Source organism: Halorubellus amylolyticus (assembly GCF_034808145.1).
GTDB lineage: Archaea > Halobacteriota > Halobacteria > Halobacteriales > Natrialbaceae > Halorubellus.
On record NZ_JAXHGM010000005.1, the window covers coordinates 21071 to 37993 of the forward strand.

The following is a 16923-nucleotide window of genomic DNA, read 5'->3' on the forward strand; positions in this document are numbered from 1 at the left end:
GTTCAAACAATGAGTTCCGACAACACCACGGACGGCGGCAGCACAGACGCACTGACCAAGACGCGCGAGGCGCGGATGGGCCCAGGGCTCGACGACCGCTTCAACTCGAAGCTCCGCGAGGCCTTCGGTTCCTCCCCGTTCATCCTCACGAAGTTCGACAAGTTCATGAACTGGGTGCGGGGATCCTCGATGTTCATGCTGCAGTTCGGTATCGCGTGCTGCAGTATCGAGATGATCCACACGTACGCCATCAAGCACGACCTCGACCGGTTCCACGCGGGCATCCCGCGAGCGAGCCCGCGGCAGGCCGACGTCATCATCGTGCCCGGCACCATCGTCTCGAAGTTCGCGCCCCGCATGAAGCGCGTGTACGACCAGATGCCCGAACCGAAGTTCGTCGTCGGCATGGGGAGCTGTACCATCTCCGGCGGCCCGTTCCAGGAGGGCTACAACGTCGTGAAGGGCGCGGAGGAGGTCATCCCCGTGGACATCCACGTCCCGGGGTGCCCGCCGCGTCCCGAGGCGCTCATCTACGGCGTCGCGAAGCTTCAGGAGCGCGTCGCGAACGGCGAGTCCAGCCCCGTCACGGTCAAGCCCTACGAACTCGAGCAGTTCGGGGACATGGACCAGGACGAGGTCATCGACGAGCTCGCCGACGAGATCGACGAGGATACGCTCGCGATGCGGTACAACTGGGCTGATTCGCCATGAGCCTGGAACGACCGCGCGACGACACGCTCGACGCGCACGGCGACGTCGACCGGAAAGCCATCCTCGACCTGCTCGGCGACCGCGTGCTCGACGTCGAGGAGCACATGAACGCCGACCTCGCGGTCGTCGTTCGCCCGGACGCGGTCGAGGAGACGCTGCTCGCGCTCCGCGACGACGCCGGGTTCGACCACTGTTCGCTCGTCACCGCGCAGGAGTACGAGGACCGCTACGAGTCCATCTACCACCTGAAGCAGTACGACGACCCGACGAACGAGGTCAGCGTCGTCGTACCCGCGACGAAGGACGACCCGGTCAGCCAGTCCGGGAACGCCGCGTACCGGACGTGCGACTGGCACGAGCGCGAGGCGTACGACCTGGTCGGTATCGAGTACGAGAACCACCCCGACATGCGGCGCATCCTCATGCCCGAGACGTGGCAGGGACACCCGCTGTCGATGGACTACGACCAGGACCGCCCGCAGGTCGTCACGCTCGGTCAGCACGACAACCCGCTGAAGGACGACCACCGGGACGAGGACAACGACACGATGTTCCTCAACATCGGTCCGCACCACCCGGCGACCCACGGCGTCCTCCACGTCAAGACCGTGCTCGACGGCGAGACGGTCGCGGACGTCGAGTCCGACATCGGGTACCTCCACCGGTGCGAGGAGCAGATGGCCCAGAAGGGCACGTACCGCCACCAGATCATGCCGTACCCCGACCGGTGGGACTACGTCTCCGCCGGCCTTCTCAACGAGTGGGCGTACGCACGCGCCGCGGAGGACCTCGCGGACATCGAGGTCCCCGAGTACGCGCAGGTCATCCGGACGATGGGCGCGGAACTCTGCCGAATCGCCGCGCACATGCTCGCGCTCGGGACGTTCGCGCTGGACGTCTACGGTGACTTCACCGCTATCTTCCAGTACGCGTTCCGCGACCGCGAGGTCGTCCAGAACATCCTCGAGGAGCTCACCGGCCAGCGGATGATGTTCAACTACTTCCGCCTGGGCGGTGTCGCGTGGGACCTCCCCGAGCCCCGCGATGAGTTCTTCGAGATGACGCGGGACTTCCTCGACGAGCTTCCGGGCAAGCTCGAGGAGTACCACGACCTCATCACGTCCAACGAAATCTTCCAGCTCCGGTGCGTCGACACCGGCGTCCTCGAGCCCGACGTCGCGAAGTCCTACGGCGCGACCGGCCCCGTCGCTCGCGCGTCCGGCGTCGACTACGACATCCGACGCGACGACCCGTACGGGTACTACGACGAACTCGACTGGGACGTCGTCACCGAGGACGGGAAGGACAACTACGCGCGCGTCCTCACGCGGATGCAGGAGGTCGAGGAGTCCGCGAAGATCATCAAGCAGTGCGTGGACCTGCTCGAGGAGTGGCCCGAGGAGGAACGCACCATCCAGTCGAACGTTCCCCGGACGCTGAAGCCGGAGAACGACACGGAGACGTATCGCGCGGTCGAGGCGGCGAAGGGCGAACTCGGTATCTACATGCGCGCGGACGGAACGGACAAGCCCGCGCGATTCAAGATCCGCGCCCCGTCGTTCTCGAACCTCCAGACGCTCCCGGAGATGTCCCAGGGCGAGTACATCCCTGACCTCATCGCGAGCCTCGGGAGCCTCGACATCGTCCTCGGCGAGGTGGACCGCTGATGGCGACGCAGACCCTGCCGGAGTTCATCAGCGAGGTCACCGGGCTCGGTGGCTACGGCGTCGCCGGCGAGTTCCTCGCCGCGATCGTCGGCGCCGGTATCGTCGGCACCATCATGCTCACGTACACCGGCATCGCCGGTCCGTGGGCGAAGCGGAAGATCACGGCGGCGTTCACCGACCGGTACGCGGTCAACCGCATGGGGCCGTTCGGCCTGCTCACGATCCCCGCCGACGCCGTCCGCTTGCTCTCGAAGGAGCTCATCATCCCCGAACGCGTGGACCGCCCCGCGTTCGACATCGCACCGCTCATCGTCGCCGGGTCGGCGCTCCTCGGGTTCGCGGTCATCCCGATGGGGAGCCTGTTCGGCATCAACCTCCAGGTCGCTGACCCCGAAGCGGGGCTGGCGTACGTGTTCGCCGTCGCGTCCATCGCGACGCTCGGCCTGACGATGGCGGGGTACGCGAGCTCGAACAAGTTCTCGTTCATGGGCGCGCTGCGGGCGATCGCACAGAACATCGCGTACGAGATTCCGCTCGTTCTGACGGCGGCGTCGGTCGTCATCTTCGCCGGGTCGCTCCAGATGAGCGAAATCGTCGCCGCGCAGACGGTCGGTGGCGGCACCGAAGCGCTGTTCAGCATCGGCGGACTCGAGATTCCGCCGTGGTTCGCGTTCGTGAACCCGTTCGCGTTCGTGCTGTTCATGGTCGCGAACCTCGCGGAGGTCGGCCGGAACCCGTTCGACATCCCTGAAGCGCCGACGGAGATCGTCGCCGGGTACCAGACGGAGTACTCCTCCGTGTACTTCGTCCTCATCTATCTCGGCGAGTTCCTCCACATCTTCTTGGGCGGCGCCATCGCGGCGACGCTCTTCCTCGGCGGTCCCGCAGGCCCCATCCTTCCCGGATTCATCTGGTTCACGATCAAGATCTGGGGGGTGTTCCTGTTCACGCAGTGGTGCCGAAGCGCGATTCCGCGCGTCCGCATCGACCAACTCATCGAGATCGGCTGGAAGGGCATGCTCGTGCTTTCGTTCGCGAACCTGCTCCTGACCGCCGTTCTCGTCGGGGTGATAGCATGATTGGAATCCTGAAAGGCATGGCGACGACGATGAAGCACGCGCTGGACGGCGAGAAGTTCACCGTGCAGTACCCCGAGGAGACGCCGGAGGTGTCCGCGCGGTTCCGTGGGGTGCACAAGTTCAGTCAGGAACGATGTATCTGGTGTCGGCAGTGCGAGAACGTCTGCCCGAACGACACCATCCACATCGTGACCGACGACCAGCGCCAGGGCGAACAGTACAACCTCCACATCGGGCAGTGCATCTACTGTCGGCTGTGCGAGGAGGTGTGTCCGGTGGACGCGATCCTGCTCACGCAGAACTTCGAGTTCACGGGCGACACGAAGGACGAACTGGTGTACAACAAGGAACAGCTGAAGAGCGTTCCGTGGTACAAAGACATCGACCCCCTCGAATCCCGCGAACCGGACCGTGGTGCGTGGATCGGTGAGGGCGATGGCGAAGTCGACTATCAGTAAGCAAACGAAACAATGGCACTAGCAGAAACCATCGCTTTCGCGCTGTTCGCCTTCGTGACGCTCGGGGCGGCGGCCGGGGTGGTCCTCGTAGAGGACGTGTGGCACGCCGCACTCTTCACGGGGATCAGCCTCCTCAGCGTCGCGGTTCACTTCGTGATGCTGCAGGCGGAGTTCCTCGCGGCGATGCAGGTCCTCGTCTACGTGGGCGGGGTTCTCATCCTCATCACGTTCGCCGTGATGTTGACGCGCGACAGCGAGACGGACGACGGGGTGGTACAGACATGACGACCAGTCCTGAGTTACGCGACACAGGGAGCCTTCTGCCGGCGGTTGCGGCGGTCGGTCTGTTCGTGGTGATGGCGGTGGTGTTCCTCGGTGCGCCGGTGGGTGATGCTGCCGGGTTCCCGCAGAACGTCGAGGTTGCGAACGAGTCCATCGGTGACGCGAGCGTCGCGTCGAACGCGAGCATCCAGACGACGGATAACGGGACGTTCGCGCAGGTGTCGACGGCCAGCGGGAACGAGTCGACGTTGCTGACCGAGGACACCGGCGTGAACGCGACGGTCGTCACGGCCGGCGGGTCGGCGTACGGTGTGGTGTCCGACCCCGTGAGCGTCACGGAGACCATCGGGTACGCGATGTTCGGGTTGAACGACCAGATTCCCGGGGAGTTGACGAGCGAGAGCTTCCTCGCGGTGTTCGAGATCATCGACCTCGTGCTCGTCGCGGCGCTCGTCGGCGCGGTGACGCTCGCGCGACGCGAGGACCTCGGAACGGTCGTGACGCTGTTCACGTCCAGCGAGGACGAGGCGCCGAGTGGCGCTGTCGCGGCTGACGGTGGGAGCGAACCGACCGTGGCCGACGAGTCGACGGACGGAGGTGACGCTTGATGGCGGTCCCTGCGGAGTACTATCTCGTTCTTTCGGCGGGCCTGTTCTGCATCGGCCTCGCTGGCATCCTCACGCGGAAGAACGCCCTGATGTTCCTGATGAGCGTCGAGCTCATGTTGAACGCGGCGAACCTCAACTTCGTCGCGTTCAGTCTCTACTGGGGGAATCTGACGGGGCAGACGTTCGCACTGTTCACGATGGCGTTGGCGGCTGCTGAGGTCGCCATCGGTATCGGCATCATCCTCGTCCTCTACCGTAACTTCGGGGACGTGGACGTGACCGACGCAACGGGGATGAGGTGGTAAGATGACAGGAACTACGCCTTTCGCGTTCGAGTTCGCACCGGCTATCGCGGTGCTCCCGTTCGTATCGTTCCTGATCGCGCTCGCGTTCGGCGACAGGATGCCGAAGGGCGGTGCGCTCGGTGGTATCATCGCGACCGCCGGGTCGCTCCTGCTGTCGCTGTGGGTGTTCGTCACCGTCTCCGGTGGCAGCGCGTACGTGCACGACATCCACACGTGGACGATACTCGACGCTGGCGGTGTGCTCGGGGACATCAATCTCCACTTCGGGCTGCTGCTGGACCCGCTGTCCGCGATGATGCTCATCATCGTGAGCCTCATCGCGATGCTCGTGCACGTGTTCAGTCTCGGGTACATGAACGACGAGGGCGAGACCGGTCTCCCGCGGTACTACGCCGGACTCGGCCTGTTCACGTTCTCCATGCTCAGTTTCGTCATGGCGGACAACCTCCTGCAGGCGTTCATGTTCTTCGAGCTCGTCGGCCTCTGCTCGTTCCTCCTCATCGGGTTCTGGTTCCGTGAGGACGCACCGCCGAGCGCGGCGAAGAAGGCGTTCCTCGTGACGCGGTTCGGGGACTACTTCTTCCTCATCGGTCTGGTCGGAATCATCGCGACGTTCGGGACGAGTCGGTTCGCGGTCGGGCACGACGCGGCCGCGGCGGCGTTCCCCGTCGAGGCGGCGAAGTACCTCGGCGTGACCGAGGGGACCGCGACGGCGGTCATCCCGGGTGGCATGGACCCGCAACTGTGGTTCACGATACTCGGACTGCTCGTCCTCGGTGGCGTGGTCGGGAAGTCCGCGCAGTTCCCGCTGCACACGTGGCTGCCGGACGCGATGGAGGGCCCGACGCCGGTCTCCGCGCTCATCCACGCGGCGACGATGGTCGCAGCCGGTGTGTTCCTCGTCGCTCGCATGTACGGGTTCTACTTGCTGTCGCCGACCGCGCTCGGTATCATCGCGCTCGTCGGCGGGTTCACGGCGCTGTTCGCGGCGACGATGGCGGTCGTGAAACGCGAGATCAAGCAGGTGCTCGCGTACTCCACCATCAGCCAGTACGGCTACATGATGCTCGCACTCGGTGCCGGTGGGTACGTCGCGGCGACGTTCCACCTGATGACGCACGCGTTCTTCAAGGCGCTGCTGTTCCTCGGTGCGGGGTCGGTCATCATCGCGATGCACCACAACGAGGACATGTGGGACATGGGTGGTCTGAAAGAGAAGATGCCCGTCACGTACTACACGTTCCTGTCGGGCTCGCTCGCGCTCGCGGGCATCGTTCCCTTCTCTGGGTTCTGGTCGAAGGACGAGGTCCTCTACGAGGCGCTCGTCCACGGACTCGGGACCGCGGGGACGCAGGGGACGCTCCTGCTCGTCGCGTACGGGTTCGGACTACTCGCCGTGTTCTTCACGGGGTTCTACACGTTCCGGATGGTGTTCCTCACGTTCCACGGCGAGCCGCGTAGTGACACCGCGAAGGACCCCCACGGCGTTCGCTGGAACGTCAAGGGGCCGCTCGCGGTCCTCGGTGTCCTCGCGGCCGTCGCTGGCCTCGTGAACATGGTGCCGGTGAAGAAGGTCACCGGTGCGGAGATCGACTTCCTGCACAAGTGGCTCGGCGGTCCCGAGTCGCTCGCGCACCAGACGTCCGTGCATCACTACGCGGACGTGCTGCTTCACGACGCCGCGCACTACACGGCGGGGACGCTCGCCGGCGGCGAGGTGGGGACGGTCCTCATCTCCGCCGGAATCTCGCTCGCGCTCGCACTCGCCGGAGCGGGGCTCGCGTATCGCCTCTACAACGTCCCCGAGCCCGTCGAGCACACGGACAAGCTCGGCGCGGCGAAGGACGTGCTGTACAACAACTACTATCAGGACGAGTTCCAGGTGTTCCTCGCCGAGCGCGTCACGATGCCGCTCGCGAAGGCCGCGGACACGTTCGACCAGGGCGTCATCGACGGCGCGGTCAACGGCGTGTCCAGCGTGAGCCTGTTCTCGGGCCGTCGCGTCAAGCGCGTGCAGACCGGGTTGGTCACGAACTACGCGCTCCTGTTGACGCTCGGGTTCCTGGTGCTGCTCGTGGCCATGGCGGCCACAGGAGGGTGGTTCTAGATGATTGACGGTACTATCGAAGCGCTAATCGCGGTGACACTGGTCGCATCGTTCGCCGTGCTCGTCTCCCCCGACCGGTACGCCGCGAAGCTGGCGACAGCACTGAGTCTGTTGCCGCTCGCAGGCAGTCTGGTGCTCTGGAGTGGGTTCGAGCCGGCCGGGAACGCCCTGGTGGACGGCGACACCGCCATCGGGTACATGAGTCAGGTCGAGTGGTTCGACCTCGGCGGTATCGCGCTCCAGTGGTTCGTCGGCGTCGACGGCGTCTCGATGCCGCTCGTGGTGTTGACGACCGTGCTCACGACGCTCGCGCTCGTGAGCGCGTGGACGCCCATCGCCGAACGGCAGAGCCAGTTCTACGGGCTCGTGCTGTTCCTGGAGGCGTCGCTGCTCGGCGTGTTCACGGCACTGGACTTCTTCGTGTGGTTCGTCTTCTGGGAGGCCGTCCTCGTCCCGATGTACCTACTCATCGGGGTCTGGGGTGGGCCGCGCCGGAAGTACGCCGCCATCAAGATGTTCGTGTACACGAACGTGGCGAGCCTCGTGCTGTTCATCGGGTTCGTCGCGCTCGTGTTCGGGCTCGGTGACAGCGTCGCGACGTTCGGCCTGCCGGAGATCACGCAGGCGCTGCGGTCCGGTGTCGCGCCGGACGGCCTGCCGGGCGTCGGCGCCGAGTCCCTGAAGCTGTTCGCGTTCCTGGCGATGTTCGTCGGGTTCGCGGTGAAGGTGCCGGTCGTCCCCGTGCACACGTGGCTGCCGGACGCGCACGTCGAGGCGCCGACGCCGGTGTCGGTGCTGCTCGCGGGCGTCCTCCTGAAGATGGGGACGTACGCGCTCCTGCGGTTCAACTTCACGATGCTCCCCGACATCGCGACGGACCTCGCGGTCCCCATCGCGGTGTTCGCGGTCGTGTCCGTCATCTACGGTGCGATGCTCGCACTCGCGCAGACGGACCTGAAGCGCATCGTCGCGTACTCCTCGGTGAGCTCGATGGGATACGTCATCCTCGGACTCGTCGCGTACACCACCATCGGCGTGAGTGGCGCGACGTTCCAGATGATCTCTCACGGGCTCATCTCGGGGCTGATGTTCATGGCGGTCGGCGTCATCTACAACGTCACGCACACGCGGATGGTCTCGGACATGTCCGGGATGGCGGACAGGATGCCGGTGACGGTGGGTATCCTCGTCGCCGGTGCGTTCGGGTACATGGGCCTGCCGCTCATGAGCGGGTTCGCCGCGGAGTTCTTCGTGTTCGTCGGGTCGTTCCAGTCGACGGTCCTGCCGTCGGCGCCGATGTTCACGGGCGCCGCGATGTTCGGTATCGTCATCGTCGCCGGCTACCTGCTGCTGGCGATGCAGAAGACGCTGTTCGGCGAGTTCCGGGTGGACACCGACTACGAGGTCGAGCGGGCGGCGTTCCACGACGTCGCGCCGCTGTTCGTCCTGCTCCTGCTCGTCATCGCACTCGGCGTGTTCCCGGACCTGTTCATGCAGATGATCGAGACGGCGATTGAGCCGGTCGCGAGCATCGGAGGTGGTGCCTGATGAGTAGTCACGCGTCCCTGTTCGCGCTCGGACCGGCGCTGTACCTGGCAGCGGCGGCCCTGGTCGTGCTCGTCCTCGATTCGGTCGGGAGGACGACGCGGCTCCCGTTCGCGCTCGGGTCTGCGGCGTTCGGCGTTGCGGCGGCCGGTGCGGCGGGAGTCGCCGCGTTCACCGGCGGAACGCTCCTCGGACTCGGCGTCGGCGCGCACGCGTTCGCAGCGGCGAGCGCGTTCGCGGTGGCGTTCCTGGTCTGGCTCGTCGACCCGACGGGGTCGAACCGGTTGCTGGTCGCGGCCGTCGCGGTCGCCGGCGCCGTGTTCTCCCTCGGGAACGCGACGTACTACCTGGCGTACTTCGCGACGGCGAGTGACGCCCAGGCCGCGCTCCTGTTCGGCGATCAACTGATCGTCGACCAGATGAGCCTGCTGTTCATGGCGATCGCGGCCAGCGTGACGGCGCTCGTCGCGCTCGCGTCCTACGATTACCTCGAAGGGTACGCGTACCAGGCTGAGTACTACGCGCTCGTCCTGCTCGCGGCGACCGGGATGAGTCTGATGGCGGCCGCGAACTCTCTCGCGGCCGTGTTCGTCGCGATGGAGCTCGCGAGCCTGCCGTCGTTCGCGCTCGTCGCGTTCCTGAAGAAGAACAAGGGGAGCGTCGAAGCCGGCTTGAAGTACTTCCTGATCGGTGCGCTCTCCTCGAGCTTCTTCGCGTACGGTATCAGTCTCGTGTACGCGGTCACGGGGTCGCTCCAGCTGGACGCGGTCGCGAGTTCGCTGTCGGGCGGCACGGAGTTCGTCGGGATGCTCGGTCTCGGCGTGCTGATGCTCGTCGGTGGGTTCGCGTACAAGACCGCGAGCGTCCCGTTCCACTTCTGGGCGCCGGAGGCGTACGAGGGGGCGCCCGCGCCCGTCAGCGCGTTCATCTCCTCGGCGTCGAAGGCCGCCGGGTTCGTGATCGCGTTCCGCGTGTTCACGGTCGCGTTCACGCCCGCCGGGTTCTTCTCGAACCTCGGCGTCGACTGGGTGCTCGCCTTCCAGGTTCTCGCGGTCGTGACGATGACGCTCGGGAACTTCGCGGCGGCGACCCAGGAGAACGTCAAGCGGATGCTCGCGTACTCGTCGATCGGGCACGCGGGCTACGTGCTCATCGGGCTGGCGTCGCTCGGTGGCGTCGCCTCGCAGGGTGACACCGTCCTCGGTGCGAGCATGATGCACCTGTTCGTGTACGGGTTCATGAACACGGGCGCGTTCCTGTTCATCGCGCTCGTCGAGTACTGGGGCGTCGGTCGGACGTTCGAGGACTACGCTGGCCTCGGACGGAAGGCACCGGTCGCCTGTGCGGCGATGACGGTGTTCCTGTTCTCGCTCGCGGGCCTCCCGGTCGGGGCGGGCTTCCTCTCGAAGTACGTCCTGTTCTTCGGTGCGGTCAGCGCCGGGTTCTGGTGGCTCGCGGCGGTCGGTGCGGTGAACTCCGCGCTGAGCCTCTACTACTACACTCGCGTCGTGAAGGCGATGTGGGTGGAGGAGCCGAACGAGGAGTACGAGCTCCAGGGTCGGCCGACGGGCCTGTACGCGGCGGTCGTCGCGGCGGCGGTCGTGACGGTCCTGCTCCTGCCCGGGTTCTTCCCGATCGCGGAGACCGCTATCGAGGCGGCGAACGCGGTGCTGCCGAACGCGGGCGACACGACGACAGCGTTCTTCGGTTGAACGCCACTAACGCCCGCTAGCTGGCGTTTCAGCGGTTCTTTCGTTCTTTCGAGGTCGGTAGGTTTTAGCGTCCGGAGGGGATAGCCGGGGTATGGTTTCGCGGGTCGTTCTGGGGTGTGGGGCCGTCGGACAGCGCCTGGTGGCGCGTCTGGCGGACCGTGGCGGTGTCGCGGCCGTCGTCTGCGAGAGCGAGAGTCGCGTGGACGCGCTCCGGTCGGAGAACGTGTCGGCGACGGTCGGCGACCCGACGGACGTGGACGTGCTCGCCGCGTTGCCGGCGGCGACGGCGGTGGTCGTGGCGACGGACGACGCGGACGCGAACCGCGACATCGCGCGAGCGGTCCGGGACCGGTACGGTGACGTGTTCGTGCTGGCGTACGCGGGGAGTCGTGCGACGGCCCCGCAGCGCGACGCGTTGGCGTCGGTCGCCGACGTGGTCGTGGATCCGACGTCGGTGCTCGTGGAGAACGTCGGCGGGCAGGTCGTCGGCGAGCGCGCCGAGGATACTCGCCGACTTCGACAGGTCCTCCGGGACGTCGACGGCGAGCTCGCGGTGGTGATGCACGACAACCCGGATCCGGACGCTATCGGGAGTGCGGTGGCGCTCGCGACGCTCGCGGAGGCGCTCGGGACGCCCGCGGTCCCGTGTTACTTCGGGGAAATCAGTCACCAGGAGAACCGCGCGATGGTGAACCTGCTCGACCTGGACCTGGAGAACCTGGCGAGCGGGGAGGCTGCGGTGGAGCGGTTCGGGGGGTTCGCGCTCGTCGACCACTCGAGTCCGGGTGTGAATGACCAGCTCCCCCCGGACCTGGCGGTCGACGTGGTCGTCGACCATCATCCGCCGCGTGACGCGGTCCCGGCGCGCTACACGGACCTCCGAGAGGACGTCGGGGCGACGAGCACGCTTATCCTCGACCACCTGCATCGGTACGGTATCACGCCGTCGGCGACGGTCGCGACCGCGCTCATGTACGGTATCCAGGTGGATACGCACGACTTCGCGCGCGAGGTGTCGACGCTGGACTTCGAGGCGGGTGCGTCGATCCTGCCGAGCGTGAACGCCGCGTTGCTCGCGAAGATGGAGTCACCGAGCGTGAGTGGCGATACGATGAACACGCTCGCGGCGGCGATAGAGGGCCGCGAGGTCCGCGGGAGCGTGCTGGTGTCCTGCGCCGGGTGCATCAACGACCGTGACGCGCTCCCGCAGGCCGCGGACAAGCTCCTGACGATGGAGGGTATCACGACGGTGCTCGTCTACGGTGTGCTGGCGGACGACGTCCTGATGTCCGCGCGGGCACGTGGCCGAGACGTCGACCTCGGGGAGACGCTGCGCGTGGCGTTCGACCACATCGGGAGCGCCGGCGGGCACGCGGACATGGCGGGCGCACAGGTCCCGATCACGGACGCGTTCGGCGAGTTCGAGACCGAGACCGAGCGACTGGATGCGGTCCGCGCGGTCGTGACGGAGGCGTTCTTCGACGCGCTCCGGGAGCGTCCGCACGGGACGGACGTGGAAGCCGACGCGTCGGTCGGGTTCGAGTTCGATAACGCCCTCGACGTGAACGACGACTGATTCGGTCGGTCGAGGGAGAGATTTTTGCTCGCCCGTACCGAAGCCGGGCGCATGCAAGGCGACGGCGGAGACGGGCGGGGGACGCCGCACGTGAAGGAGTACATGACCCAGGACGTGGTGACGGTGTCGCCCGACGAGACGGTGGGTGAGGTCGCGGAGGCTATCGCGGGCAACGAGGAGCACAGCGGGTTCCCGGTGTGTGAACGTCGGCGCGTCGAGGGGTTCGTGTCGGCGCGGGACCTCCTGCTCGCGGACGACGACGAGCCGATATTCAAGGTGATGACGACGGACCTCATCGTCGCGCACCCGGAGATGAAGGTGACCGACGCCGCCAGGGTCATCCTGCGGTCGGGCATCCAGAAGCTCCCGGTCGTGGACGACGCGGGGAACCTCGTCGGGATCATCACGAACGCGGACGTCATCCGGAGTCAGATCGAGCGCGCGACCCCGGAGAAGGTCGGGAAGCTCCGGCGGACGCTGGAGAACATCCACGGTATCACGCTCGAACAGGAACGCCGGGAGGTCGACCTGGAGGGGCTGGTGCCGACGCAGACGAAGGTGTACGCGGACGAGCTCGAGGGGCGACGGTACGAGCTGGAGCGCGGGCTCGCGGAGCCGCTCGTGGTCATCGACAACGCGGGCGAGATGCTGCTCGCGGACGGCCATCACCGCGTGATGGCGGCGGACCGGATCGGGATGGAGTCGATGGACGCGTACGTCATCGTCATCGGGGAACGCATCGAGCTCGGGATGGCGAAGACCGCGGAACGCGAGGGGTTGCGGTCGCTCGCGGACGTGAACGTCGTCGACTACGCGCGCCATCCGCTCGTCGAGACGACGAAGCGACTGCAGTAGCGGCTCGGGGGTTCGCGGCGGGCGGTCTCAGGTTCGTTCGGTGTCGACGACCTCGGCGCTGTCGTCGACCCAGACGCGGAGTACGTCGCTCTCGAGTTCCACGTCGATGCGGACGCGGACGGGGTCACGGGACTCGATGATGCCGTTCGTGCCGTCGACGAACGCGAGTTCGAGGTAGCCGCAGTCGTGCACGTTCACGCCGTGATCGTGGTAGAAGGAGACGACTGCGGGGTGGTGGACGATAGTGATGCTCGCGGCCGTCCAGAACGTCATCCCGCAATCCCGGCAGGCGAACTCGACGACGACCTGTTCGACCTCGTCGGCGTTGGCCTGCTGGTCGTCGAGGAGTTCCGCCGGGGGGTCGACCGGCGTCTCGACGTCGATGGTCCCCCAGCAGTGCACGCAGGCGCCCTCGAGTGCGCGACTGAGTTCGTTCCGCGCGTTCAGCTGGGTGAGCGCGACGACGGTTTCGGGGTCGCGGTCCCGCACTGCGGCCGGCGGGATGGCGTTCCCGTGGAACAGTCCGTGCTCGGGACACTGCACCTGCAGCGTGCCTCGCTCGTAGCTGGCTTCCAGGTGGTCGCCGCACTCGGTGCACGTGGCCTCGACCGTGGCAGTGAACGAGACGTCGTCCGGGTCGTACGTCCCCGCCTCGACGGTCCCGGCAACCTCCAGGCCGGCGGTCGTGACGACGTACTCGGCGTCGCGTTTCTCGACGAACGTGTCCAGCAGTTTGTCGAGGTGGTAATTGAACTGCCCGGGATCGTCGACCCCCACGGCTTTCCTGAGCTCGGCGAACTCGAGGCCGCTGGCGCGCCAACTTCCGCGCCGTTCCGCCGCGAGACGTTCGATGATGGCGAGGCGAATCTCGTGACCGAGCGCGTCCAGGGCTTCGTGGTCCCGGGGAGGGTCGTCGTGCATCTGCACTGCGGTTGCGACGGCCTCGGCTAAACGGTTTCTATCAGTATTCGAGTAGAAGTTCGTTTCAGGAAACGTTGACCTTCGTTGAGCCCTTCGGTGGAAACGTGACATCGAGTCCTCGCACAGCGGACGACGACCCGAACGTCGCCGTGGCGGCCGACGGTCTCCGGAAGGAGTACGGTGACCCGGCCGACGGCGGCGTGCTCGCAGTCGACGACGTCTCCTTCGAGGTCGGGAGCGGCGAGATCGTCGGCGTCCTCGGGCCGAACGGCGCCGGGAAGACCACGACCATCAAGATGCTCCTCGGGTTGATCGTCCCGACCGCCGGGTCGGCGACCGTTGCCGGCGTCGACGTCGCCACCAGTCCCCGTCGCGTCTACGAGCGCGTCGGCGCGATGCTGGAGGGCGCGCGGAACGTCTACTGGCGGCTCAGCGTCCGCGAGAACCTGCGGTTCTTCGCCGCCATCGGCGGCGCCGACCCCGGTGACGTCCGCGACCGCCACGACGACCTTCTCGACAAGCTCGGGATCACAGAGAAGGCCGACGTGCCCGTCCGCGAGCTCTCGCGCGGCCAGAAGCAGAAGGTCGCGCTCGCGTGCACGCTCGCTCGCGGGGCGGACGTCGTCTTCCTCGACGAGCCGACGCTCGGCCTGGACGTCGAGAGCTCGCTCGACCTCCAGCGCGAACTACGGCGCCTGGCGCGCGAGGACGACGTCACGGTCGTCCTGTCGAGTCACGACATGGACGTCGTCGAGCGCGTCTGCGACCGCGTCGTCATCCTCGCGGACGGCCGGGTCGCCGCCGACGAGCGCGTCGAGGACCTCGTCGAGGTGTTCGCCACGCAGGCCTACCGCGTTCGTGCGTCCGCCGAACCCGGGCTCCGGGACGCCGTCGCCGCCGCCGGAACCGTCGAGTCCTGGACGGAGCGCGACGACGTGGTGCGGTTCGAGGTCGTGCTCCCCGACCAGGGCGCGTTCTACGACCTCGTCGACGCCGTCCGGGAGAGCGGCGCGGACCTGGAGACGTTCGAGAGCGTCGACCCCGACCTGGAGGACGTCTTCGTCCGGATAACTCGCGGCGACGGGCGCGAGGCGACCGACGCGGACGCCGCCGGCGAACGCGGGACGCCACGGTCGCCGGTGACCGACGGAGGTGACGGCCGGTGAGCTACCTGACGCTCACCGAGGCGCTCGCCCGCAAGCGCGTGGTCATCCTCCGGGAGTACCCCGTGAACACGCTCACGCAGCTCGCGGTGACGTACCTGTTCTTCGCGGGCATCTTCTTCGGCGGACAGGCCGTCGCCGGCGCGGCCATCACCGACAGCCTCCCCGGCATCATCGTCGGGTTCTTCGTGTGGACGATGGCCATCAACTCGTTCGCCGGCGCCGCCCGCTCAATCATGCAGGAGGCCCAGTGGGGGACGCTCGAACAGCTCTACATGTCGCCGTACGGGTTCGAGCGCGTGATGGCCGCGAACGCCGTCGTCCGGCTCGTCGAATCGTTCGCGTGGGGTGCGGCCATCCTCGTCGCGATGCTCGCGACCACCGGCCAGTCGCTCTCGCTCGACGTCCTCACCGTCGTCCCGCTCGTCGTCCTCACCGTCGCGAGCGCGCTCGGCATCGGGTTCGTGTTCGCGGGGCTCGCACTCGTCTACAAGCGCATCGACAACATCTTCGGGCTCCTGAACTTCGGGCTCGTCTTCCTCATCGCCGCCCCCACCGACGAGTACCCGCTGTTCGCGGTCCTCCCGCTCTCCCAGGGCAGCACGCTCCTCCAGCGCGCGATGACCGACGGCGTCGCCCTCTGGAACCTCCCCGCGGTCGACCTCGTCATCCTCGTCGCGACCGCCGTCGGGTACCTGGGTGCGGGCGTCGTCGCGTTCCGGTTCGCCGAACGCCGCGCGCGACGCGACGGCCTCCTCGGCCAGTACTGACCCCCACAACTCCTTTATCGGGAAGCGACCATTCTTGGGTCATGACAGGTCCTGCAGGCGTCCTCTCGGAGTTCCACGATTCGCTCGAGGACGCCGTATACGTCTTCGACGAGGGCGGCTCGCTCGTGGACGCGAACGCGCGCGTCGGCGAGGTCTCCGGGCTCTCGACCGAGGAGATGCTCGGGATAACACATCAAGAGCTCCTCGACGAGTACGGCGCGAACGAGTCGACGGCCGACGGACGGGCCGCCTATCGAGCGGTCGCGTCCGGCGACGAGGACCGCGAGCGCGCCAGCTTCGAACTCCGCGACCCCGCCGGCGACGTGGTCCCCGTCGACGTCCGGTACACCCAGCACGACGAGTACGTCGTCGCCGTCCTCCGGAACCTGACCGCCGTCCGCGAACGCGAACGCGACCTGGAACACCTCTCCGAGCAGCTCGAGGTCCTGAACCGCGTCCTCCGGCACGACATCCGGAACGACATGAACGTCGTCGACGGCTGGCTCGACGAACTCGAGGCATACGTCGACGACGGCGGCGCGGACGCGCTCGCGAACGTCAGGGACGCGGTCTCGCACACGGTCGCGTTGACGACGGAGGCACGCGACCTCGCCGAGGTCCTCATCGAGGGCGGAGAGATGCCCGTCGAACCGATCCGGGTCGACGTCGTCCTCGGCCAGCAGGTCGAGAAGACGCGGCGGAAGTACCCGGACGCGACCGTCCGCGTCGACGGCGACGTCCCCGCGGTCGCGGTCGTCGCGAACCAGATGCTGTCGTCGGTCTTCGACAACCTGTTCGGGAACGCCATCGTCCACAACGACCGGGACGAACCGACGGTGACCATCGAGGCGAACCGTTCGACGGTCGACGGCGCGGACGTCGTCGTCGTCCGAATCGCCGACGACGGCCCCGGCATCCCCGACGCGGTGCGGGAATCGCTGTTCGGTTGCGGCGAGAAAGGCGTCGACAGCCCCGGGACCGGCATGGGGCTGTACCTCGTCGACCGACTCGTCAACGGTTACGGCGGGGACGTGCACGTCGAATCGAACGACCCGCGCGGGTCCGTGTTCGTCGTCGCGATACCCGTCGCCGACACCTGACCCCAATCGAAGCCGACCAGCCACGGCCGTCGTCCGCTACCGAACCATTATAGGCCGGTCCGGC

16 protein-coding genes are annotated in these 16923 nt (G+C 67.1%); 15 read left to right on the forward strand and 1 reads right to left on the reverse strand.

The window, feature by feature from the left end; translation table 11 throughout:
• The first annotated feature begins 9 nt into the window (after positions 1-9).
• The 12 genes from SM754_RS13080 to SM754_RS13135 all read left to right on the forward strand — a co-directional run bounded on the left by SM754_RS13080 (position 10) and on the right by SM754_RS13135 (position 12905).
• Positions 10-711: an NADH-quinone oxidoreductase subunit B gene (locus SM754_RS13080; protein WP_323676682.1), complete on the forward strand. Its 702-nt coding sequence runs from the start codon at positions 10-12 to the stop codon at positions 709-711.
• Positions 708-2378: an NADH-quinone oxidoreductase subunit D gene (locus SM754_RS13085; RefSeq protein WP_323676683.1), complete on the forward strand. Its 1671-nt coding sequence runs from the start codon at positions 708-710 to the stop codon at positions 2376-2378. Before SM754_RS13080 ends, SM754_RS13085 begins: the two co-directional genes overlap by 4 nt.
• Positions 2378-3457, forward strand: coding sequence for a complex I subunit 1/NuoH family protein (locus SM754_RS13090; protein ID WP_323676684.1), 1080 nt, complete (start codon positions 2378-2380; stop codon positions 3455-3457). Before SM754_RS13085 ends, SM754_RS13090 begins: the two co-directional genes overlap by 1 nt.
• Entirely contained in the window at positions 3454-3915 is a 462-nt protein-coding gene (locus SM754_RS13095; protein ID WP_323676685.1) for a NuoI/complex I 23 kDa subunit family protein, read from the forward strand. The genes SM754_RS13090 and SM754_RS13095 overlap by 4 nt, the downstream gene beginning before the upstream one ends.
• Before the next feature lie 12 nt (positions 3916-3927).
• Positions 3928-4200 (forward strand): NADH-quinone oxidoreductase subunit J, encoded by a 273-nt coding sequence (locus tag SM754_RS13100; protein WP_323676686.1) that lies wholly within the window; start codon positions 3928-3930, stop codon positions 4198-4200.
• On the forward strand, positions 4197-4805 hold the full coding sequence (locus SM754_RS13105; RefSeq protein WP_323676687.1) for an NADH dehydrogenase subunit 6: 609 nt from the start codon (positions 4197-4199) through the stop codon (positions 4803-4805). Before SM754_RS13100 ends, SM754_RS13105 begins: the two co-directional genes overlap by 4 nt.
• Positions 4805-5110, forward strand: a complete 306-nt coding sequence (nuoK, locus tag SM754_RS13110; protein WP_323676688.1) for an NADH-quinone oxidoreductase subunit NuoK — start codon at positions 4805-4807, stop codon at positions 5108-5110. Before SM754_RS13105 ends, nuoK begins: the two co-directional genes overlap by 1 nt.
• A gap of 1 nt (position 5111) precedes the next feature.
• A complete protein-coding gene (gene nuoL, locus SM754_RS13115) occupies positions 5112-7217 on the forward strand; it encodes an NADH-quinone oxidoreductase subunit L (protein WP_323676689.1) in 2106 nt (701 codons plus the stop codon).
• A complete protein-coding gene (locus SM754_RS13120) occupies positions 7218-8765 on the forward strand; it encodes a complex I subunit 4 family protein (RefSeq protein ID WP_323676690.1) in 1548 nt (515 codons plus the stop codon). It abuts the gene before it with no gap.
• Positions 8765-10474, forward strand: a complete 1710-nt coding sequence (locus SM754_RS13125) for an NADH-quinone oxidoreductase subunit N (RefSeq protein ID WP_323676691.1) — start codon at positions 8765-8767, stop codon at positions 10472-10474. Before SM754_RS13120 ends, SM754_RS13125 begins: the two co-directional genes overlap by 1 nt.
• A gap of 91 nt (positions 10475-10565) precedes the next feature.
• The gene (locus SM754_RS13130; RefSeq protein ID WP_323676692.1) at positions 10566-12050 is read left to right on the forward strand and encodes an NAD-binding protein; all 1485 of its coding nucleotides are present in this window, start codon (positions 10566-10568) and stop codon (positions 12048-12050) included.
• Positions 12051-12101: 51 nt separating this feature from the next.
• The gene (locus SM754_RS13135; protein WP_323676693.1) at positions 12102-12905 is read left to right on the forward strand and encodes a CBS pair associated ParBc domain-containing protein; all 804 of its coding nucleotides are present in this window, start codon (positions 12102-12104) and stop codon (positions 12903-12905) included.
• A gap of 27 nt (positions 12906-12932) precedes the next feature.
• Here the strand turns inward: SM754_RS13135 and SM754_RS13140 are convergent, their stop codons facing one another.
• Positions 12933-13826: a DUF7351 domain-containing protein gene (locus tag SM754_RS13140; protein ID WP_323676694.1), complete on the reverse strand. Its 894-nt coding sequence runs from the start codon at positions 13824-13826 to the stop codon at positions 12933-12935.
• A 104-nt stretch (positions 13827-13930) separates the two neighbouring features.
• Between SM754_RS13140 and SM754_RS13145 the strand changes: the two genes are divergently transcribed.
• The 3 genes from SM754_RS13145 to SM754_RS13155 are packed head-to-tail and all read left to right on the forward strand — an operon-like array spanning position 13931 to position 16859.
• Positions 13931-14992 carry an ABC transporter ATP-binding protein gene (locus tag SM754_RS13145; RefSeq protein WP_323676695.1) on the forward strand — a complete coding sequence of 354 codons (1062 nt, stop codon included), beginning with the start codon at positions 13931-13933 and terminating at the stop codon, positions 14990-14992.
• Positions 14989-15759: an ABC transporter permease gene (locus tag SM754_RS13150; RefSeq protein ID WP_323676696.1), complete on the forward strand. Its 771-nt coding sequence runs from the start codon at positions 14989-14991 to the stop codon at positions 15757-15759. The genes SM754_RS13145 and SM754_RS13150 overlap by 4 nt, the downstream gene beginning before the upstream one ends.
• 41 nt (positions 15760-15800) lie before the next feature.
• Positions 15801-16859 (forward strand): PAS domain-containing sensor histidine kinase, encoded by a 1059-nt coding sequence (locus tag SM754_RS13155; RefSeq protein WP_323676697.1) that lies wholly within the window; start codon positions 15801-15803, stop codon positions 16857-16859.
• Positions 16860-16923: the final 64 nt, after the last annotated feature.

Coding starts and splice junctions, on each gene's coding strand:
- SM754_RS13080 (WP_323676682.1), top strand. CDS start 10: ATGAGTTCCGACAACACCACGGACGGCGGCAGCACAGACGCACTGACC.
- SM754_RS13085 (WP_323676683.1), top strand. CDS start 708: ATGAGCCTGGAACGACCGCGCGACGACACGCTCGACGCGCACGGCGAC.
- SM754_RS13090 (WP_323676684.1), top strand. CDS start 2,378: ATGGCGACGCAGACCCTGCCGGAGTTCATCAGCGAGGTCACCGGGCTC.
- SM754_RS13095 (WP_323676685.1), top strand. CDS start 3,454: ATGATTGGAATCCTGAAAGGCATGGCGACGACGATGAAGCACGCGCTG.
- SM754_RS13100 (WP_323676686.1), top strand. CDS start 3,928: ATGGCACTAGCAGAAACCATCGCTTTCGCGCTGTTCGCCTTCGTGACG.
- SM754_RS13105 (WP_323676687.1), top strand. CDS start 4,197: ATGACGACCAGTCCTGAGTTACGCGACACAGGGAGCCTTCTGCCGGCG.
- nuoK (WP_323676688.1), top strand. CDS start 4,805: ATGGCGGTCCCTGCGGAGTACTATCTCGTTCTTTCGGCGGGCCTGTTC.
- nuoL (WP_323676689.1), top strand. CDS start 5,112: ATGACAGGAACTACGCCTTTCGCGTTCGAGTTCGCACCGGCTATCGCG.
- SM754_RS13120 (WP_323676690.1), top strand. CDS start 7,218: ATGATTGACGGTACTATCGAAGCGCTAATCGCGGTGACACTGGTCGCA.
- SM754_RS13125 (WP_323676691.1), top strand. CDS start 8,765: ATGAGTAGTCACGCGTCCCTGTTCGCGCTCGGACCGGCGCTGTACCTG.
- SM754_RS13130 (WP_323676692.1), top strand. CDS start 10,566: ATGGTTTCGCGGGTCGTTCTGGGGTGTGGGGCCGTCGGACAGCGCCTG.
- SM754_RS13135 (WP_323676693.1), top strand. CDS start 12,102: ATGCAAGGCGACGGCGGAGACGGGCGGGGGACGCCGCACGTGAAGGAG.
- SM754_RS13140 (WP_323676694.1), bottom strand. CDS start 13,826: ATGCACGACGACCCTCCCCGGGACCACGAAGCCCTGGACGCGCTCGGT.
- SM754_RS13155 (WP_323676697.1), top strand. CDS start 15,801: ATGACAGGTCCTGCAGGCGTCCTCTCGGAGTTCCACGATTCGCTCGAG.